This window comes from Brevundimonas sp., assembly GCF_030656255.1.
In the GTDB taxonomy this organism is placed as follows: Bacteria; Pseudomonadota; Alphaproteobacteria; order Caulobacterales; family Caulobacteraceae; genus Brevundimonas.
On record NZ_JAUSOE010000112.1, the window covers coordinates 1 to 17,029 of the forward strand.

Here is a 17,029-nt window from a genome sequence, read left to right on the forward strand (position 1 = left end):
CCTATCTACCTGGTCGGAAACAGGTCCGGGCTGTTGAAGGTGCGCCCCTCGGCGGCGGAGCACGTCATCGGCATCTATCTGCCGACGGAAGAGGATATTTTCGCTGTCGCCATTCGGCGCGGAAACGGCGACGACATGACCCGGGACGACGAGATGCTGCACGAGTACCCCAACAATATCATGCTGGGCAACATGACCGGCGCCAATCCCTCCAGGTTCGTGGAGGGGTTCGCCGAATATTACATGACTGCGGAGATCAAGGAGAACGACGTCATTCTCGGCGGGTTCAACCAAAACCGCGCCTACTGGATCATGAACGCGAGTTGGATTCCGCTGGAAACCCTGCTCCGGTCGCATCCCGCCGAGGTCAAGTCGAGCAGCCAGCGCGACACCTATTATCCCATAGCCTGGCTTCTGACCCATTGGTTCATGAGCGACCCGGAGCGGGCCGCTCAGCTGCAAACCTACATCAATGCTGTCGCTGACGGCGCCGACCCTGTGCAGGCCATGGAAGAGGCCACGGGAATGACGCTGAACGACCTGCGGGCCGCCCTGCGCCGCTACACGCGCGAAAGGCTGGCCGCCACGAAGATCACCGGCCAGTTCCCCGAAGTCCCGGTGACTGTCACGCGCCTGCCCCCGTCAGCGAACGATCTACTGCTGCTCAATCAAAGGCTGAAGGTGGGGGTGCCGGACGAAGATCGGGAAGCTCTCGGTCGAGAAGTGGCGCGCATCGCCGCCCGCCATGGCGACGATCCCCTGGCCCTTCTGGCGGCGGGACACGCCGGGCTTCACTTCGGCGACCGACCGGCGGGCGAACGCGCCCTGCTGCGGTTGATCGAGATCGACCCGAACCACGTCGAAGCCTTGCAGTTCCTCGCGCAGGAAAAGCTGCGGCAGGCGCGTGACGCCGAAGACGAGGCGCAGGAAACAGCCCTGAAGCTGGAAGCGCGCGGCTATCTGGCGCGCGCCTATGCGGCCGGCGACAACGACTACCAGACCTTGGCCTTGCTGATCGAATTGCGCAGGGGCCGCCCGGATTTCCCAACCGACAACGACTTGCTGACGCTCGGCCTGGCCATGGACCGAGCGCCGCAGTTGGCCAGCGTGCGGTTCAGCTATGCCGGAGGCCTTGCGGAGCGCAACCAAACAGCCGAGGCCATAGCCGTGCTGCGCCCCCTGACCAACAATCCTCACGGCGGCGGCGCTTCGGAGTTCGCCGAACGAATGATCGCGGCCTTAGAGGCCGGGCGAGCCCTTCCGGCCCTGACGGAGGAGGCTGAGGCCGCGCAGATCAGCGAGGGCGAACCGGACGACGAACCGGGCGATGCGCCCGAAGACAGCCCGGAATCGCCGCCGGCGCCCGCCAGCGAGTGACTTTCTCGGCCGGGCGCGCTAGTCGCGCGCCATGACACTGACACTGCCCGAGGAGGCGGCCCGCCGCCGGACCTTCGCCATCATCGCCCACCCGGATGCGGGCAAGACGACCCTGACCGAGCATATCCTGCTGGCGGGCGGGGCCATTCGTGCGGCCGGCGCCGTGCGGGCGCGTGGCGAGAACCGGCGGACGCGGTCCGACTGGATGAAGATCGAGAAGGAGCGCGGGATTTCCGTCAGCGCCTCGGTCATGACGTTCGAGCACGACGGCAAGATGTTCAACCTGCTGGACACGCCGGGGCACGAGGACTTCTCCGAAGACACCTATCGCACCCTGACCGCCGCCGACTGCGCCATCATGGTGCTGGACGCCGCCAAGGGGATCGAGCCGCAGACGCTGAAGCTGTTCGAAGTCTGCCGCCTGCGCGACATTCCGATCATCACCTTCATCAACAAGCTGGACCGTGAAGCCCAGGACCCGATGACGCTGCTGGACGACATCGCATCGCGGCTGCAGCTGGACCCTGCGCCGATCTGGTGGCCGGCCGAGAGCGGCAATCGCCTGCGCGGCATGGTCGAGGTCGGCACCGGCCGGTTCCAGCCCTATACCCGCAAGATCGCCGGCTCCGCCGAGGATCCCGAACACCCCGCCGCCCTGCCGCTGGACCAGGCGACCCAGTATTTCGAGGCGGGCGAGCAGAACAATCTGGCCGAGGCGGTCGAACTGGTCGAGGGCGGCTATCCGGCCTTTGACCGTCAGGCCTTCCTGGAGGGCCATATGACGCCGGTGCTGTGGGGTTCGGCCCTGCGCCACTTCGGCATCGACGAACTGCTGAAGGCCATCGGCGACTGGGCCCCGGCGCCCAAGGTGATGAAGGCCCGCAAGGAATCCCCGCCCGAGACCCGCAACGCCCCCGCCCCCGTCGATACGGTGGTCGAGCCCGGCGCCGACGAGGTCACCGGCTTCGTCTTCAAGGTCCAGGCCAATATGGACCCCAACCACCGCGACCGGATCGCCATGTTCCGCATGGCCTCGGGCGCCTTCAAGCGCGGCATGAAGCTGAAGGTGCAGAACACGGGCAAGTCCCTGTCGGTCAATGCGCCGATCATGTTCTTCGCCAGCGACCGGGAACTGGCCGACGACGCCTTCGCGGGCGACGTGATCGGCATTCCGAACCACGGGGTGCTGCGCGTCGGCGACAGCCTTTCGGAGAGCGGGATGGTCCGGTTCGCCGGCCTGCCGAACTTCGCGCCCGAAATCCTGCAACGGGTCCGGGTCAAGGATCCGTTGAAGGCCAAACACCTGAAGAAAGCGCTGGACGGCCTGGCCGAAGAGGGCGTGACCCAGTTGTTCCGCCCCGAGATCGGCTCGGACTTCATCGTCGGCGCCGTCGGCCAGCTGCAGTTCGAGGTCATGGCCGACCGGCTGGGCGAGGAATACGGCCTGGACGTGATCTTCGAACCCTCCCCCTATGCGGAGGCCCGCTGGGTCAACGGTTCAGATGCGGACATCGAGGACTTCTCGGGCAAGTACCGCCCCCAGATGGCCCGCGACATCGACCAGGCGCCCGTCTTCCTGGCCAAGTCGAGCTGGGAGACCGGCTATGTCGGCGAACGCTTCCCCAAGATCGCCTTCACCAAGACCCGTGAGCGGGGTTAGCCCCGCGCCATCGCGTCTTCAATGATCTTGGTCGATTTGTCGGGGCCGAGACCATAGGAGATGCTGGTGCGGAACTTGCCGTCCGGTCCCATCAGATAGACGGCCAGCGAGTGGTTCATCGTATAGTCTGCGCCCTCGCCCACCTTCTCGTAATAGGCGCGATAGGCCTTGGCGGCCTGGGCCACCTGGTCCGGCGTGCCCGTCAGGCCGATGGTCCCCTTGGGGAAGCCGTCGGATGACAGATAGTCCTTCAACTGCTGGGGCGTGTCGCGTTCCGGGTCGATGCTGACGAAGACGATCTGAAGATCATCCGCCTTGTCCCCCAGCCGCTGCTGCACCGCCGCCATCTCGGCCAGGGTGGTGGGGCAGAACTCGGGGCAGTAGGTGAAGCCGAAGAAGACCAGGCTCCATTTGCCGTTCAGCATCGTCTGATCGACGGTCGCGCCATCCTGGTTGACCAGCTGGAAGTCGCCGCCGATCAGGGGCTGGCCGGTGGAGCCGATCTCGCCGTTGGTCGGGGCCGCGCGACCGCCGACCACCACCACGGTGACGATGGCCAGGGCGGCGGCGATGGCGATACAGGCGCCCGCGAACAGCAGGATGGAACGACGCGGCATGACGACCTCTGACGAAAACCTCGGACCCGGTCTATAGAAGGCCCGTGACCTCGACAGAAGACCGCATCGCGCCGCATGCGCCCACCCCGTTGTCGGAAGCCGGCTGGCGCGAGGCGCCTCGCCGGGGCCGGGGCTTTTCGCTGCGGACCCTGATCGTGCTGCGCTGGCTGACGATCCTGGGCCAGAGCGCGGCGATCCTGACGGCGTCGCAGGGGCTGCACTTTCCCCTGCCCCTGTGGCCCTGCCTGATCGTCATCGCCGTCAGCGCGGCGGTGAATGTGGGGGCCATGGCGCGGGTGCGGCGGCTGGAGGCCAGCCTGCCCGACGGACGCCAGACGGCCCTCCATCTGGGATTCGACATCTTCCAACTGGGCGTCCTGCTGGGCCTGACCGGCGGGTTGGAGAACCCCTTCTGCCTGTTGCTGGTCGCGCCGGTGACGATCGCGGCGGCGGCCCTGCCCGCGCGCCAGGCCCTGGCGCTGGGGGTGCTGGCCCTGATCGCGGTGGGCGTGCTGTTCTTCTGGTCCGAACCCCTGCCCTGGCGCGCACACGAGAATTTCCATCTGCCGCTGCTCTATCGGCTGGGCATGGCCATGGCCCTGGTGACGGGGGTGGTCTTCACCGCCGGCTACGCCTGGCGCGTGGCGGCCGACGCCGAGAAACTGGAGCTGGCCCTGGCCACGACCCAGGACGTGCTGCAACGCGAGCAGCGTCTGGCGGCCCTGGGCGGGCTGGCGGCGGCGGCGGCGCACGAGTTGGGCACGCCGCTGGCCACCATCCAGGTCGTGGCCAAGGAGCTTCAGCGCGCATCGGCCCCCGACAGCGAGGCGGCCGAGGACGCCGCCCTGATCCTGCAACAGGCCGAGCGGTGCCGGGGCATCCTGACCCAACTTTCGCAACAGCCCGAGGGCGACGACGCCCTGTACGCCGATGTGGCGCTGAAGGCCCTGCTGGAAGAGGTGGTGGAGCCGCACCGGGGCTTCGATCTGAACTTCGAGGTCCTGGTCAAGACGCCGCCGGGCCAACCCGCGCCGCGCGTGCGTCGGATGCCCGAGGTGGTCCACGGCCTGTCCACCCTGGTCGAGAACGCCGCCGACTTCGCTGCCTCCACCGTGCGGGTCCAGGCCCTGGTCGACGCCGGCTGGATCGAGATCGCCATACTGGACGACGGCCCCGGCTTCGCCAGCGACATCCTGCCCCGGCTGGGCGAGCCCTATGTGACCAGCCGGCCCCAGGGCAAGGCGCGCCTGGCCCTGGCCGCCCAGATCGCCGCCGCCACGTCCAAGCGCCGCGACGCCAGGCCCGAGACGCCCATCGCCCCCAGCCAGGGCGGCATGGGCCTGGGCTTCTTCATCGCCCGGACCCTGCTGGAACGGACCGGCGGCGTGGTCAGCGTGGGCCAGGGCCTGCCCCGGTCCGAGACTGCGTCCGAGACCCGTTCGCCGGCGCGCGGGGCCCGTGTGGCGGTGCGCTGGGCCCGGCCGGCGCTGGAGGTGGCGGCGTGACATCGTCCGGTCGCAGATCAAGTCGCCGGTTGGGTCGAAGCGTCGCAGGGGGAACCTTGGCCTTGACCTGCGCGCTACCGGTCCCGACTTGAAGCGGCAGGAGAGACCTATGCCCGAGATAGACGCCCGTATCGCCGCCCTGCCCGACAAGTCCCTGCTGCTGCTGGACGACGACCAGGCCCTTCGCACCCGAATGGGGCGGGCGCTGGAGGCGCGCGGCTTTGAGGTGACCACCGCCGAGTCGGTCGCCGAGGCCACTCAGTTGCTGCGCGACAAGGCGCCGGCCTTCGCCGTGCTGGACATGCGGCTGGAAGACGGCAACGGCCTGAAGGTCGTCGAGGCGGTGCGCGACCGGCGTGAGGACGCCCGCATCGTCATGCTGACCGTCTACGGCGCAATCGCCACGGCCGTGGAGGCGGTCAAGGCCGGGGCGGTCGACTATCTGTCCAAACCCGCCGACGCCGACGACGTGGTAAAGGCCCTGCTGGCCACCGCCGACGAGGCGCCCGAGCCGCCGGACAATCCGATGAGCGCCGACCGGGTGCGCTGGGAACATATCCAGCGCGTCTACGAGCTGTGCGACCACAATGTCTCGGAGACCGCGCGTCGCCTGGGCATGCACCGCCGCACCCTGCAACGCATCCTGGCCAAGCGCGCCCCGCGCTGAGCCGAGGCGGCATCGGCCAAGGCGTGGCCGCAGACTTGCGTCTTACCGGACCAGCTTCTCGCTTTGGGACGGATGGGGCATGGCCGCGCAACACACCGATTTCGCCTTGCTTCTGGCCGAGGTCCGCCCCGGCCTGTGGAACTGGCGCGTGCTGGGCGACGACGGCGAAGCGGCCGTGACCGGCGACACGACGACGAAAGAAACCGCCTACGAACAGGGCGAACTGTTCCGCCGCTATCTGTGCCGTTTCAGCGCGGAGCGAGGCGCCTCCGGCCGTTCGGCCAGGCTCCGTCCCGCGCCTCTGCGCTGATCGTCAAGACGAGGGCGGGTGTCTGGAGCGGGCGATGGGAATCGAACCCACGACATTCAGCTTGGGAAGCTGACGTTCTACCTCTGAACTACGCCCGCGCGACGCCTTCCTTAGACGCAGCGCTGGCGCGGCTCAAGACGGCAGGGCAAGGTTGCGGGGACTGTTGTGGCGCGGAGCGGGCGGATGAGGCGGGGCGAGGACAGGCGCGGGCTGGAGGGGCTCGGCTTCGGCTGTCTGGCGGTCGCGATCCTGGCGGCGGGGATCGCGGCGGCGTCCTGGGTGATCTTCGCCTGGGGCGTCAATCAGGCCTGAGCGCCGCCGCTTTTCCGTTCTTCTATTCGACGCTTTCGACGGCGACGCCGCGCGACTTCAGGATGGCCTGGACGCTGTCGTCGCCGGCCAGGTGGGCGGCGCCCACGGCGATGAAGGCGGTGCCGGAGCCCTGGAGCTGGGTCTGGATCTGGTTCGCCCAGTCGGTGTTCCGGTCGACCAGCAGCACCTTATACAGTTCAGGCGCATCGGCCTTCATGTCTTCGACCACCAGTTCATCCAGGGCCTCGACGTCGCCCTTGGACCAGGCTTCGACCATGGAATCGAGCAGGGTCACGGCCTGATCATAATCCTTCAGCGTCTCGCGCAGCAGCTCCAGCTGGACGTCGTCCGGCAGGGTCGCCAGCATGCCGATCTGATCCTCGATGGTCTCCAGGCCGTGGACCGGCTTGCCGGCCGCCTCGGCGCGCGCCTTCAACGACGGCTCGACGCCGGACTTGGGATCATAGCCGGCCTTCAGCACGGGGGCGACCGACAGGGACAGGGCGACCAGCCAGGGCTTCATCGGTTCCAGCTGGGCGGCCGAGGCGCCGATGCTCTGGGCGGCGACGTCCAGCTGGGCCAGTTCTTCGGCGGTCAGGCGGCTGGAGAGCGGGGTTTCCGGCGACAGGCCGTATTGCTGAACCAGGGGTACGACCGCCGCCTGGTCGTCCGGATTGCTGATCTCGAACCAGATGTCCGAGGCGCTGTCGAAGGCGGCGTTGACGCGCGGGCTGGCCCAGCCGGTGGTCGGGCGCAGCACATGGACCGTGCCGAACAGATACAGGGTCGAGTCCGCGTCCTTGACCACCCACAGGGCCGGGCCCTGTCCCTGGATGGCGGGGGCGGCCGCCGGGGCGGTTTGCGCAACAGCGGCCTGGGCGAAAGCCTCGCCGGGGGCGCCGGCGATGGCGAAGACCAGGGCCAGGCCGGCGGCGACGCCGACGACGCCCTGAGCAAGATTGGAGACGGAGGATTTCAGGCGCTTGGAAAGGGTCATGATCTTGGTCCTTGGTTTGAAGAAGAGTGAGGTGAAGAAAAGGGTCAGGCCAGGCCGCGCCGGACGCTGACGGTCACGGAAACGGCGAGGTAGAGGGTCATCAGGACAGCGTAGATGTCCCAGGCGGTGATCGGCGGGGCCACGCCCAGCCGTTCGGCGACGGCCCAGGCGAACAGCAGCCCCTGGCCGAGGAAGAAGGTCGCGGTGGCGGTTTCCAGAACCGCGCGGCGCAGCAGTTCGTCCGCCTGGCGATAGACCTTGAAGTTCATCAGCGTGTGCAAGACCAGCAGCAGGCCGATGATGCCGACGCCCAGTACAGGGGAGCCCCCTGCCAGGCTGAACACCACCGGCAGGACCAGGATGAAGCCCGAAAACCCCATCACGAAGGCCTGAAGCCGGGCCTGGGCGATCTCGGACGGCGAGGCCGCGCCCTCCAGCCCATACATTTGCCCCATGCGGCGGGCGTCCAGACTGGCGATCAGCACCGACGCCGCCCCGAAGACCAGGCCGAAGGCGACCAGGCCGGCGAGAACATCGGACCAGCGCAGGCTCAGATCAGACGGCGACGGCGCGCCGGGAAAGATCTTGGCCGTCAAAAGCCAGCCGACGCCGTAGCCGAACACCACGCCGAACAGGCCGAAAACGACCATCTTGGCGACTTTCCGGGCCCAGCCCGGCCAGGTCGAGAACAAGCGATTGCTCATGGCTATCTCTATTCCGAGAAGATGGATTCGATGGGTTGGTCGAAGACGCGGGCGATCTTGAAGGCCAGCGGCAGGGAGGGGTCGTAGCGGCCGGTTTCCAGCGCATTGACCGTCTGGCGCGACACGCCCAGCAGTTCGGCGAGATGGGCCTGGGACCAGTCGCGTTCGGCCCGCAGCACCTTGAGGCGGTTGTTCATGGTTCAGCCCTCACCGGCGCTGCAACCACCAGACGGCCCAGGCGACGCCATAACCGAGCAGCATGAGGCTGATCAGCGCCCAGGCCCCCATGGCCGCATAGGCCATCGGATCTGTACGACCGAAGAACCAATCGGGCAGACGCCAGTCGGCGGTTTGCGGCAAGACCGCCATCATCAGGATGGGCATGGCGGCGAGCAGACCGACGGATCCGCCCCAGAACCAGGCGGACTTGTGCGCTTCCCGCGCCGCCTCGTCGATCACGCGCATCCAGCGCACGCTCACCACCAGAGCGAAGACCATGCCCGCCACGCCCAAGACGGCGATGCCGACCAGCTCGAAGGGCGCGATCTGCGCAGCGAGCGCCGGATCGGAGGCTTCAAGATGGCCCACCCATCCGCCGGCGAGGCCGGCGACGAAGCCGAGCACCAGCATGCCCCCGAGGTAAAACAGTACGGACTTCGAACGCGGGCTCATGTCGCCCCTCCTTGTCTTTATGACAAGGTCACTTTACCTCCGCCGCCGCGCCTGTCAAGCACCCTTGTCAAAGAGACAAGGTCAGTTGTCTGCCGGCCCCGTCAGTTCAGGGCGGGTGATGGTGCGCGGCAGGGTCTCAACCGGTTGCAGGGCCAGGATCTCCTTGCCCTCGTGGTCCACCTGCAAATCCTCGAACCGGCGGGCGGAGACCATGACCTGGCTCTCCAGCGAGCCGACGAACTGGTTATATTTGCCGACGGCCTGATCCAGCGCCCGACCCACCGCCGAGGCGTGGCCGCCCATGACCGACAGCCGCTTGTAGAGTTCGCGTCCCAGGGCCGCGACCTTGTCGGCGTTGGCCGCCTGTTCCTCGGCCCGCCAGCCGTAGGCGACGGCCTTGCACAGGGCGAACAGGGTGGAGGGAGTGGCGATGACGACCCGCGATTCCATCGCGTCGGACAACAGGTCCGGCGCATGGTCCAGGGCGGAGGCCAGGAAGCTGTCGCCCGGCACGAACAGGACGACGAAATCCGGGCTGGGCTTGAACTGGTCCTGATAGGCCTTGGACGACAGCTGGCGGACGTGGGTCTTCAGACTGGCGGCGATGCGCAGACCGACCGAGCGGGCGCGCGCCTCTTCGTCGCCCTCCTCGTCGTCAAAGGCCAGCGGCACCTTGGCGTCGATCACGAACAGGCCGCCGCCCGGCAGGCGCACCAGGAAGTCCGGCCGGTTCTGCCGCCCCTCGTCGTCGGCGCTGGAGGTCTGTTCGGTGAAGTCGAACCGCCCGGCCATGCCGGCGGCCTCCAGCACATTGCGGCAGGTCTGTTCGCCCCAGCGACCGCGCCGGCCGGTGTTGCCGCGCAGGGCCTCGGTCAGTTTGCGCGCCTCATCCCGCGTCGCCGACGAGGCGGCCATCAACTGGGTCAGCTGTTCCTTGAGACCGCCAGTCTCCTCGGCGCGGGTCTTTTCCAGCGCCGCCACATGTTCCTGAAACTTCGTCAGGGTGTCGGCCACCGGCTTCAGCTGGGCCGCCATCCGCTCGCGCGCCAGCTCGTCCTGAGCGCGGAAGGTCTCGGTCGCGCGGCTGACCATCTGGTCCGCCACCACATGGGCCGACTGGGCCGCCTGGGCTTTCAGCAGCTCGCCCATGGTGACCCGGCTCTGCTCGACCAGATCGATCCGCGCCAGGGCCGCCGACAGCTCCCCCTGCGCCCTCTGCCAGCCCATATAGGCCCACAGGAACCCGCCCCCGAAGGCGGCGGCGAGGACGGCGAGGATCGGCGCGAGCATGTTCATGCTCCGTTCCTAGCGGGAGTCGCCCTCCCGGAAAAGCCGATCCGCGACCGACCTTCCGGGAAGGGCTTTAACGATCCGCGCCCGACGCCGCGTTGCGCGATGCGATCAGGGCCGAGACGTCGATGCCGGAGCCGACGACGCAGGTTTCCGCATCCAGCGGGCAGACGCCCAGGGTGCGTTCGACCTCGCGCAGACGGACCACCTCGGGGTTGGACCGGATCGATTCCGCCAGCAGCCGGTTGGCCTCGGCCTGGCCGCGGGCCTGGGCGATGCGGGCCTCGGCGTTGGCGCGTTCCAGATTGACCCGCTCCAGGGCCGCGCGCGTGTTCTGCTCGGCCGTGGTGCGCGACTGGATGGCGGCGACGACGCTCTCGGGATAGCGGATCGACCCGACCCACTCCATGCGGATGATGTCCAGCCCCTGGGGCGCCCATTCGCGTTGCAGGGCCTGCATCGCTTTTTGAAGCACGATCTGGCGGCCCGGGCCGATCAGTTGGCCGGGGCAATCCTCGGCGTCCTGGGTGCCGACGGGAACGACAGGCGCGCCGGGGGCCGCCACGGGGGCGACGACCGGGACTGTCGATTGCTGGGCGTTGCAGGCGACCGGAAGCTTTTCCGTCTCACGGGCGATGGCGGCGCGCACCGAGGTGCGCAACGGGCCGTCGATGAAGGCGTCGAACTCCTGGCGCCAGGTGGCGTAGAGGTCGGCCGCCCGATCCTCGCGCACCTTGAAGGTCAGGGCCACGTCGGCGGTCATGGGCAGGCCCAGCACGTCGGAGAACATGATCTCCTCGTTCTCGCGTCCGTCGGCGTTCGGCTCGCGCGTGTAGGAATAGGTGCGTTGCAGGGTCTGATAGGTGCGGATCTTCTCGCCGATCCCCTCCCAGTGGAAGCCAGGGCCAAGCTCTTCCTTCTGGACGCCGGGGTTCGGCCCGAACTTGGTGGTCTTGATGCCCATGTAGCCGCTCTCGACCGTGACGCTGCACGACGAGACGCTGATCGAGGCGACCACGATCAGCCCCAGTATGGCTGAGATCATGAGGACGGTGCGCGTCACGGACCCGCCCCGCAGGCTGGGCGGTTTTATCCCGCCGGTTCCAAAGCTCATTGGTCTCCCCCCGAGACATTGTCAGATACGCCCAACGCCCGCGACGCCCAGGCGAAAAGTCGCCACGCCGCCCAGCACAGGGCCAGAATGCCGGCGATCCCGACCACCGCGGCGGTGATCAGACTGCCGGCGAAATGCGCTTCCAGGATCAGGGGCACGGCGAACCGGACCAGAAAGATGAACCCGATCACCAGGGCGGCGATTCCCGCCGTAGCGCCCAGCGCCACCTTGACCTCACGCCCCATTCTTCGCCCCCACGAACACCTGACGACCACCACAGCGCGTTTCGAGACCGGGATCAATCCCGGCGGATCGTCACGCCGGCCGGCGCGCCCGCATGGCTTGAACGATGGTGCCGTCGTCCAGCCAGTCCAGTTCGCCGCCCACCGGCACGCCGCGCGCCAGGGAGGTGACCTGGACGTCCGGCCCCGAGATGCGTTCGGCGACATAGTGGGCGGTGGTCTGGCCGTCGACGGTGGCGGGCAGGGCCAGGACGACCTCGCGCACGGCCCCTCCCCTCACCCTGCCGACCAGTTCGGCGATGCGCAGATGTTCGGGGCCGACCCCGTCGAGGGCCGACAACAGGCCGCCCAGCACATGATATTTGCCGCGGAAGGCGCCAGACCGCTCCATGGCCCACAGCGCGCCGGCCTCCTCGACCACGCAGATCAGGCCGTTGTCGCGCGATCCATCCGAACAGATGGCGCAGGGGTCGCGGGTGTCGGGCGCGCCGCAGACCGAGCAGGACACGACCTTCTCGGCCGTCTCGGCCAGCGACGCCGCCAGCGGCACAAGCAGCTGCTCGCGTCGCTTCAGCAGGGCCAGGGCCGCGCGCCGGGCCGAGCGCGGGCCCAGGCCCGGAAGCTTGGCGAGAAGGGAGATCAGCCGTTCGATCTCCGGCCCGGCGGAGGCGGCCATCAGAACAGTTTCGGCATTCCGGGAATATTCATCCCGGCCATGGGCCCTGCGGCCTCACGCATCAGGGCGTTGTTGACCTCGTCCAGCTTGCGCTTGGCGTCGGCGTGGGCGGCCACGATCAGGTCGGCCAGAATCTCGCCCTCGCCGGGCGACAACAGGCTGTCGTCGATCTTGATCGCGGTGATCTCGCCGGCGCCCTTGAGCGACACGGTCACAAGGCCGCCGCCGGAGGAACCCTCGGCGGTGGTTTCGGCCATCCTGGCCTGGGCGTCCTGCAGCTTTTGCTGCATCGCCTGGGCCTGCTGCATCAGTTGGGTAAGGTCTTTCATGCCCCCTAGATAAGACGAAGCCGGGCGGTGCGACAGGGGTGTTTCGCCATGACGACGAACACGCCTTTGGAAACGATGGATTGCGACATTCGCACTTGAAGCAGTTGCTGAAGCGACTAAATCAGCACCTGCACTTGTTGCTTTTCGTAATCAGGACGCTCTCCCATGGCCTATGACGCCATCACCCAACGCGACGCCCCGCTGTCGGACGCCGCCCTGTCGCAACTCTTCACCGAGGCGCGCACCCGCAACGCCTGGAGCGACCGCCCCGTCGCGCCGGAACTGCTGCGCCAACTGTACGACCTGACCAAGTTCGGCCCCACGGCCGTCAACGCCAGCCCGGCCCGTTTCGTCTTCGTCACCTCGCCCGAGGCCAAGGCGCGCCTGATCCCGCTGATGAGCGAGGGCAATCGCGCCAAGACCCAGCAGGCGCCGGTGAACCTGATCATCGGTCAGGACATCGACTTCCACGAGCATCTGGACGCCCTGTTCCCGCACGCGCCCGGCGCCAAGGCCTGGTTCGCCGACGAGGCCGGGCGTCGCGAGAGCGCCTTCCGCAACGCCTCGCTTCAGGGCGGCTACCTGACCATCGCCGCCCGCGCACTGGGTCTGGACGTCGGCCCCATGTCCGGTTTCGACGCCGCGGCGGTGAAGGCCGAGTTCTTCCCCGACAGCCATGTCGAGCCGAACTATATCCTCAACCTGGGTTACGGCACGGACGAGAACCTGTTCCCGCGCTCGCCGCGCCTGTCGTTCGACGAGGCCGCAAAGATCCTCTGATCCCGCGCAACCACCCAAGAAAAACGGGGCGGCCTTCGCAGGCCGCCCCGATTCAATTCGGTGATCTTGGATCGATCAGTTGTTCGGCGGCGCCGCGCTGGTCGCAGCGGGCGGAGCAGCCGGGGTCTGCTGCGTCGTGGGCGCCGCGCCGACAGCCGGGGTCTCGCCGGTCGCCTCGGTCGCAGGCGCGCCCTCGGCAGGCGGCGCCTCTCCTTCGGCCGGGGCCGCAGCGCCCGGCTGACGGGCCGGATCGGAGGCGGGAATGGCGAAGCCGCCCGAACCCTGGGTCCGCAGCCAGGCGATCAGATTGATCCGGGTCTGGGTGTCGCGGATGCCGGCGAAGGACATCTTGGTGCCCGGCACATAGCGGGCCGGGGCGGTGATGAAGCTGTTCAGTTCGTCATAGCCCCAGGTCGGCGCCTCGGCCTTGTGCTTGGCCATGGCGTCCGAATAGGCGAAGCCCGCCCGGTGCATCACCGGCCCGCCGACGACGCCGTACAGGTTCGGACCGATGCCGTCCGCCCCGCCTTGCGTCACATTGTGGCAGGCCTGGCAGCGCGCGAAGGCCGCTTCGCCGGCGGCCATATCCGCAGCCGGCAGGACCGTGCCCCAATCCGGCGGCAGCTCGGCCTGTTCCGCGCCGGCGGCCTCATCGGGCGCATCGACGAAATAGCCCATCTTTTCCGGCGGTGCGGAATGATAGATCAGGCCCGACGCCTGTTGCACGACCAGGATGACGAACGCCGTCCCCAAGGCCGCACCGAAGATCTTGTTCCATTTCAGATCGCCGCTCATGCGCGTCGTCTCATCCCGTCCCTAAGGTTTCCCACCTCCGCTGTCTTACGCAGCGAAGCCTTCCTTGCCTGATCAGGTCTTACACGGTAGCGCGGGGTTCGCAACCGGCGCGAACGCTCCAAGAGCGGCGGCTGCTCCAGGCAGGCTCCGAGTAGACTCATGAATCCGTTGATATTGATACCCGCTCGCATGGCGGCGACCCGTCTGCCGAACAAGCCTTTGGCCGATATCGGCGGCAAGCCCATGATCGTGCGGGCCTATCAACAGGCCGAGGCCTCGGGCCTGCCGGTCGCGGTCGCCGCCGGCGATCCCGAGATCGTCGCCGCCATCGAGGCCATCGGCGGTCGGGCCATTCTGACCGATCCCGACCTGCCCTCGGGCTCGGACCGTATCCGCGCCGCCGTGGACGCCATCGATCCTGAAGGCGATTTTGACGCCGTGATCAACGTCCAGGGCGACATGCCCTTCGCCAGTCCCGGCTTGGCCGTGGCCTGCGCCGCCATACTGCATGGCGAACCCACCTGCGACATCGCCACCCTGGTCGCCGCCGAGGCCGATGTTTCGGACCGCACCAATCCCGACGTGGTCAAGGCGGTCCTGGCCCTGGGCGAGAACGAGCGCCAGGCCCGCACCCTCTATTTCACCCGCTCGACCCTGTACGGCGACGCGCCGATCTGGCGTCATATCGGCGTCTACGGCTATCGCCGCGCAGCCCTGAACCGCTTCTGTGCCGCGCCCCAATCGCCGCTGGAGAAGCGCGAGAAGCTGGAACAGCTGCGGGCGCTGGAGATGGGGATGCAGATCTGGGCCGCCGTCATCGACGAAGCCCCCCTGTCGGTCGACAATCCTGCGGACCTGGAGGCGGCGCGGGCGCTGGCGTGACGATTCTCCCTCCCCTTCATGGGGAGGGAGATTACTCCTCCTCCGCCCAGGCCTTGATCAGGCTGTGGGCGATGGCGAAGGACGGCGGGGCCTGGATGGTCGGGTGGTCGCCGGTCAGCACCGCCCGCGCCTCGGCCCGCGTCAGCCAGGCCACCGATTCCAGCTCGGTCTGATCGGGCCGGGCCTGATCATCCGACACCTCGGCGATCAGGCCGATCATCAGTTGCGACGGGAAGGGCCAGGGCTGGCTGGAGTGATAGGCCGTATCGATCACGGTCAGGCCGGCCTCTTCCTTGACCTCGCGCGCGCAGGCCTCCTCGATGGATTCGCCGGGCTCCAGAAATCCAGCCAGGGCCGACATTCGCCCGACGGGCCAGGCCGCTTGGCGCCCCAGCAGGCAGATCGGCTCAGGCCCTCCCTTATAGACCGGCAGCATGATGGTGACCGGATCCACGCGCGGGAAATGTTCGGTCCCGCAGGCCGGACAGCGCCGTTTCCACCCGCCCGAGGTCGTCTCGCTCAGCGTGCCGCAGTTGGCGCAGAAGCCGTGTTTGCGTCGCCAGTCGAACAGGCTCTTGGCCCCGCCCGCCATGGCCGCATCCCCCGCCGGCAGAATCGCCGCCGCGCCGCGCATCTCGTGAAAGACGCCCAGCCCGCCCAGCGGCCCGTCGGTCGGGTCGATGGAGCCCTCGAACTCGATGGCGAAGACCGGCGCCTCCTTCCACAGACCCAGGAAGACATCCCGGTCCGGCACGATGTCGCGCGCATGTTTCAACGACAGCCAGGTCAGGCGCGGTCCCTCCGCCGTCTCCTCGACCAGGGGTCGGCCTTCCCACAGGACCATGGCCTTGGCCTCGGGGTTGGCCTCCTGCTCGGCCAACCATTCGGAATCGTTGCGCAGGTCGCCGGCGCGGTCGAGCGGGTTGCCGGAGAAGATGTTCTGATGAGCCATGCGGCCTTGTAACCCTTGATTCCGTTCGCCGCACCCGTCATATCCCCTCTCGGAGATCGCGCGGGCGAAGGCTTCGCCAACCTGGTCAGGGCCGGAAGGCAGCAGCCACAACGAATTCCCCTTCGGGTCGCGCGGTCTCTACTTCATAACATTGTTGGTGCGCTACGCTCGCGACGCGGTCGCTCGCGCCTTGAGCGCGTATCGCTCCCCTCCCCTTTCGTCATTCCGGGCGTAAGGCCCCTTGGCCCGAAGACCCGGAACCCAGCGGCGCGCGAGAGCGCGAACCTGTCGCGGATTCTGTCTTTCGGCATCCTACGGCGGATAGATTTCGCCTTCGACGCCGCCGGGTTCCGGGTCTCCGCTACGCTTCGCCCGGAATGACGAAAGAAGAGGTTAGCCCCGCTCGTGCGGCTTGAGAGCCGAGAATCCCTTCTTCCCGCCGCTGACCCGCTGTAAGACTTCTCCCATGACGGACAACGACCCGAATCTCGACGGCCCGCCCTGGGAAGAGGACGAGGTCCTCGCGCGCGACGAGAACACCGACGACATGTTCGGCGCGCCGGCCGCCCCGCCCGAACCCGCAGCGCCCGAACCCGCCGCCCCGGCGCCGACCGTCACCGTCCCCGCCGTCGCCCACGCTGGGGTCGAGGCCCATGCCGACGACGGGTCCGCCTATCAGGTGCTGGCGCGCAAATACCGGCCGCGCACCTTCGAGGATCTGATCGGGCAGGAGGCGATGGTGCGCACCCTGACCAACGCCTTCGCCACCGGCCGCATCGCCCACGCCTTCATGCTGACCGGAGTGCGGGGGGTCGGCAAGACGACCACCGCCCGCCTGCTGGCTCGCGCCCTGAACAACGAGACCGACGTCATCGACCGGCCGTCCCTGACCCTGACCGCCCACGGCCGGCACGACGCCGCCATCATGGCCGGCCAGCATATGGACGTGATGGAGATGGACGCCGCGTCCCACACCGGCGTCAACGACATCCGCGACATCCTGGAGAGCGTCCGGTATGCGCCGGTCGAGGCGCGCTACAAGGTCTATGTGCTGGACGAGGTCCACATGCTGTCGACGCAGGCGTTCAACGCCCTGCTGAAGACGCTGGAGGAGCCGCCGCCCCACGCCAAATTCATCTTCGCCACCA

At 68.0% G+C, this 17,029-nt stretch carries 21 protein-coding genes, 1 tRNA gene and 1 other RNA gene; 10 read left to right on the top strand and 13 right to left on the bottom strand.

What is annotated here, in order from left to right; all coding sequences use genetic code 11:
• Together Q7J26_RS11545 and Q7J26_RS11550 are read left to right on the top strand one after the other, a co-directional pair.
• A partial coding sequence (locus Q7J26_RS11545) for a lipopolysaccharide assembly protein LapB (protein WP_304936571.1) occupies positions 1-1,377 on the top strand: 1,377 nt, incomplete at its 5' end.
• Positions 1,378-1,408: 31 nt separating this feature from the next.
• Positions 1,409-3,037, top strand: coding sequence for a peptide chain release factor 3 (locus Q7J26_RS11550; RefSeq protein WP_304936572.1), 1,629 nt, complete (start codon positions 1,409-1,411; stop codon positions 3,035-3,037).
• Here the strand turns inward: Q7J26_RS11550 and Q7J26_RS11555 are convergent.
• Positions 3,034-3,654, bottom strand: coding sequence for an SCO family protein (locus Q7J26_RS11555; protein ID WP_304936573.1), 621 nt, complete (start codon positions 3,652-3,654; stop codon positions 3,034-3,036). The genes Q7J26_RS11550 and Q7J26_RS11555 overlap by 4 nt on opposite strands.
• Before the next feature lie 44 nt (positions 3,655-3,698).
• Between Q7J26_RS11555 and Q7J26_RS11560 the strand changes: the two genes are divergently transcribed.
• The 3 genes from Q7J26_RS11560 to Q7J26_RS11570 all read left to right on the top strand — a co-directional run bounded on the left by Q7J26_RS11560 (position 3,699) and on the right by Q7J26_RS11570 (position 6,136).
• Positions 3,699-5,159: an ActS/PrrB/RegB family redox-sensitive histidine kinase gene (locus Q7J26_RS11560; protein ID WP_304936574.1), complete on the top strand. Its 1,461-nt coding sequence runs from the start codon at positions 3,699-3,701 to the stop codon at positions 5,157-5,159.
• Between the two features lie 109 nt (positions 5,160-5,268).
• A complete protein-coding gene (locus Q7J26_RS11565; RefSeq protein WP_304936575.1) occupies positions 5,269-5,826 on the top strand; it encodes an ActR/PrrA/RegA family redox response regulator transcription factor in 558 nt (185 codons plus the stop codon).
• A 79-nt stretch (positions 5,827-5,905) separates the two neighbouring features.
• Positions 5,906-6,136: a hypothetical protein gene (locus tag Q7J26_RS11570; protein WP_304936576.1), complete on the top strand. Its 231-nt coding sequence runs from the start codon at positions 5,906-5,908 to the stop codon at positions 6,134-6,136.
• Between the two features lie 23 nt (positions 6,137-6,159).
• On the opposite strand, the gene Q7J26_RS11575 is transcribed toward Q7J26_RS11570, so the two are convergent.
• A tRNA-Gly gene (locus Q7J26_RS11575) sits at positions 6,160-6,234 on the bottom strand.
• Between the two features lie 85 nt (positions 6,235-6,319).
• Here Q7J26_RS11575 and Q7J26_RS11580 point away from each other — a divergent pair.
• Complete coding sequence (locus Q7J26_RS11580; protein WP_304936577.1) at positions 6,320-6,448, top strand: hypothetical protein; 129 nt, start codon at positions 6,320-6,322, stop codon at positions 6,446-6,448.
• 22 nt (positions 6,449-6,470) lie between these two features.
• Here Q7J26_RS11580 and Q7J26_RS11585 read toward each other — a convergent pair whose 3' ends face one another.
• From Q7J26_RS11585 to Q7J26_RS11625, 9 genes are all read right to left on the bottom strand, one after another.
• Entirely contained in the window at positions 6,471-7,445 is a 975-nt protein-coding gene (locus Q7J26_RS11585) for a TraB/GumN family protein (RefSeq protein ID WP_304936578.1), read from the bottom strand.
• A gap of 44 nt (positions 7,446-7,489) precedes the next feature.
• Positions 7,490-8,149, bottom strand: coding sequence for a hypothetical protein (locus Q7J26_RS11590; RefSeq protein ID WP_304936579.1), 660 nt, complete (start codon positions 8,147-8,149; stop codon positions 7,490-7,492).
• A gap of 8 nt (positions 8,150-8,157) precedes the next feature.
• A complete protein-coding gene (locus tag Q7J26_RS11595) occupies positions 8,158-8,346 on the bottom strand; it encodes a helix-turn-helix transcriptional regulator (RefSeq protein WP_304936580.1) in 189 nt (62 codons plus the stop codon).
• 10 nt (positions 8,347-8,356) lie between these two features.
• A complete protein-coding gene (locus tag Q7J26_RS11600) occupies positions 8,357-8,821 on the bottom strand; it encodes a hypothetical protein (protein ID WP_304936581.1) in 465 nt (154 codons plus the stop codon).
• 81 nt (positions 8,822-8,902) lie between these two features.
• A complete protein-coding gene (locus tag Q7J26_RS11605; protein WP_304936582.1) occupies positions 8,903-10,117 on the bottom strand; it encodes a DNA recombination protein RmuC in 1,215 nt (404 codons plus the stop codon).
• Positions 10,118-10,184: 67 nt separating this feature from the next.
• Positions 10,185-11,174, bottom strand: a complete 990-nt coding sequence (locus tag Q7J26_RS11610; protein WP_304936583.1) for an SPFH domain-containing protein — start codon at positions 11,172-11,174, stop codon at positions 10,185-10,187.
• A 47-nt stretch (positions 11,175-11,221) separates the two neighbouring features.
• On the bottom strand, positions 11,222-11,470 hold the full coding sequence (locus Q7J26_RS11615; RefSeq protein WP_304936584.1) for a hypothetical protein: 249 nt from the start codon (positions 11,468-11,470) through the stop codon (positions 11,222-11,224).
• Positions 11,471-11,540: 70 nt separating this feature from the next.
• Positions 11,541-12,143 (bottom strand): recombination mediator RecR, encoded by a 603-nt coding sequence (recR, locus tag Q7J26_RS11620; RefSeq protein WP_304936585.1) that lies wholly within the window; start codon positions 12,141-12,143, stop codon positions 11,541-11,543.
• The gene (locus Q7J26_RS11625) at positions 12,143-12,472 is read right to left on the bottom strand and encodes a YbaB/EbfC family nucleoid-associated protein (protein ID WP_304936586.1); all 330 of its coding nucleotides are present in this window, start codon (positions 12,470-12,472) and stop codon (positions 12,143-12,145) included. Before Q7J26_RS11625 ends, recR begins: the two co-directional genes overlap by 1 nt.
• A 165-nt stretch (positions 12,473-12,637) precedes the next feature.
• On the opposite strand from Q7J26_RS11625, the gene Q7J26_RS11630 reads away from it, so the two are divergent.
• Positions 12,638-13,252 carry a malonic semialdehyde reductase gene (locus tag Q7J26_RS11630; protein WP_304936587.1) on the top strand — a complete coding sequence of 205 codons (615 nt, stop codon included), beginning with the start codon at positions 12,638-12,640 and terminating at the stop codon, positions 13,250-13,252.
• 75 nt (positions 13,253-13,327) lie between these two features.
• Here Q7J26_RS11630 and Q7J26_RS11635 read toward each other — a convergent pair whose 3' ends face one another.
• Positions 13,328-14,047, bottom strand: a complete 720-nt coding sequence (locus tag Q7J26_RS11635; protein WP_304936588.1) for a cytochrome c family protein — start codon at positions 14,045-14,047, stop codon at positions 13,328-13,330.
• A 159-nt stretch (positions 14,048-14,206) separates the two neighbouring features.
• Here Q7J26_RS11635 and Q7J26_RS11640 point away from each other — a divergent pair, with 159 nt between their 5' ends.
• Complete coding sequence (locus Q7J26_RS11640; RefSeq protein WP_304936589.1) at positions 14,207-14,929, top strand: 3-deoxy-manno-octulosonate cytidylyltransferase; 723 nt, start codon at positions 14,207-14,209, stop codon at positions 14,927-14,929.
• A 31-nt stretch (positions 14,930-14,960) separates the two neighbouring features.
• Here Q7J26_RS11640 and nudC read toward each other — a convergent pair whose 3' ends face one another.
• Complete coding sequence (gene nudC / locus Q7J26_RS11645) at positions 14,961-15,881, bottom strand: NAD(+) diphosphatase (protein ID WP_304936590.1); 921 nt, start codon at positions 15,879-15,881, stop codon at positions 14,961-14,963.
• 49 nt (positions 15,882-15,930) lie between these two features.
• Here nudC and ffs point away from each other — a divergent pair.
• Together ffs and Q7J26_RS11655 are read left to right on the top strand one after the other, a co-directional pair.
• Positions 15,931-16,026, top strand: an RNA gene (gene ffs, locus Q7J26_RS11650) — signal recognition particle sRNA small type.
• Positions 16,027-16,347: 321 nt separating this feature from the next.
• Positions 16,348-17,029: AAA family ATPase (locus Q7J26_RS11655; protein ID WP_304936591.1), on the top strand; the 682-nt coding region annotated here is incomplete at its 3' end.

Bases quoted from the DNA above. Each gene is read 5' to 3' on its own strand.
- Q7J26_RS11550 (WP_304936572.1), top strand. From the start codon at position 1,409: ATGACACTGACACTGCCCGAGGAGGCGGCCCGCCGCCGGACCTTCGCC.
- Q7J26_RS11555 (WP_304936573.1), bottom strand. From the start codon at position 3,654: ATGCCGCGTCGTTCCATCCTGCTGTTCGCGGGCGCCTGTATCGCCATC.
- Q7J26_RS11565 (WP_304936575.1), top strand. From the start codon at position 5,269: ATGCCCGAGATAGACGCCCGTATCGCCGCCCTGCCCGACAAGTCCCTG.
- Q7J26_RS11570 (WP_304936576.1), top strand. From the start codon at position 5,906: ATGGCCGCGCAACACACCGATTTCGCCTTGCTTCTGGCCGAGGTCCGC.
- Q7J26_RS11580 (WP_304936577.1), top strand. From the start codon at position 6,320: ATGAGGCGGGGCGAGGACAGGCGCGGGCTGGAGGGGCTCGGCTTCGGC.
- Q7J26_RS11585 (WP_304936578.1), bottom strand. From the start codon at position 7,445: ATGACCCTTTCCAAGCGCCTGAAATCCTCCGTCTCCAATCTTGCTCAG.
- Q7J26_RS11590 (WP_304936579.1), bottom strand. From the start codon at position 8,149: ATGAGCAATCGCTTGTTCTCGACCTGGCCGGGCTGGGCCCGGAAAGTC.
- Q7J26_RS11595 (WP_304936580.1), bottom strand. From the start codon at position 8,346: ATGAACAACCGCCTCAAGGTGCTGCGGGCCGAACGCGACTGGTCCCAG.
- Q7J26_RS11600 (WP_304936581.1), bottom strand. From the start codon at position 8,821: ATGAGCCCGCGTTCGAAGTCCGTACTGTTTTACCTCGGGGGCATGCTG.
- Q7J26_RS11605 (WP_304936582.1), bottom strand. From the start codon at position 10,117: ATGAACATGCTCGCGCCGATCCTCGCCGTCCTCGCCGCCGCCTTCGGG.
- Q7J26_RS11615 (WP_304936584.1), bottom strand. From the start codon at position 11,470: ATGGGGCGTGAGGTCAAGGTGGCGCTGGGCGCTACGGCGGGAATCGCC.
- recR (WP_304936585.1), bottom strand. From the start codon at position 12,143: ATGGCCGCCTCCGCCGGGCCGGAGATCGAACGGCTGATCTCCCTTCTC.
- Q7J26_RS11625 (WP_304936586.1), bottom strand. From the start codon at position 12,472: ATGAAAGACCTTACCCAACTGATGCAGCAGGCCCAGGCGATGCAGCAA.
- Q7J26_RS11630 (WP_304936587.1), top strand. From the start codon at position 12,638: ATGGCCTATGACGCCATCACCCAACGCGACGCCCCGCTGTCGGACGCC.
- Q7J26_RS11635 (WP_304936588.1), bottom strand. From the start codon at position 14,047: ATGAGCGGCGATCTGAAATGGAACAAGATCTTCGGTGCGGCCTTGGGG.
- Q7J26_RS11640 (WP_304936589.1), top strand. From the start codon at position 14,207: ATGAATCCGTTGATATTGATACCCGCTCGCATGGCGGCGACCCGTCTG.
- nudC (WP_304936590.1), bottom strand. From the start codon at position 15,881: ATGGCTCATCAGAACATCTTCTCCGGCAACCCGCTCGACCGCGCCGGC.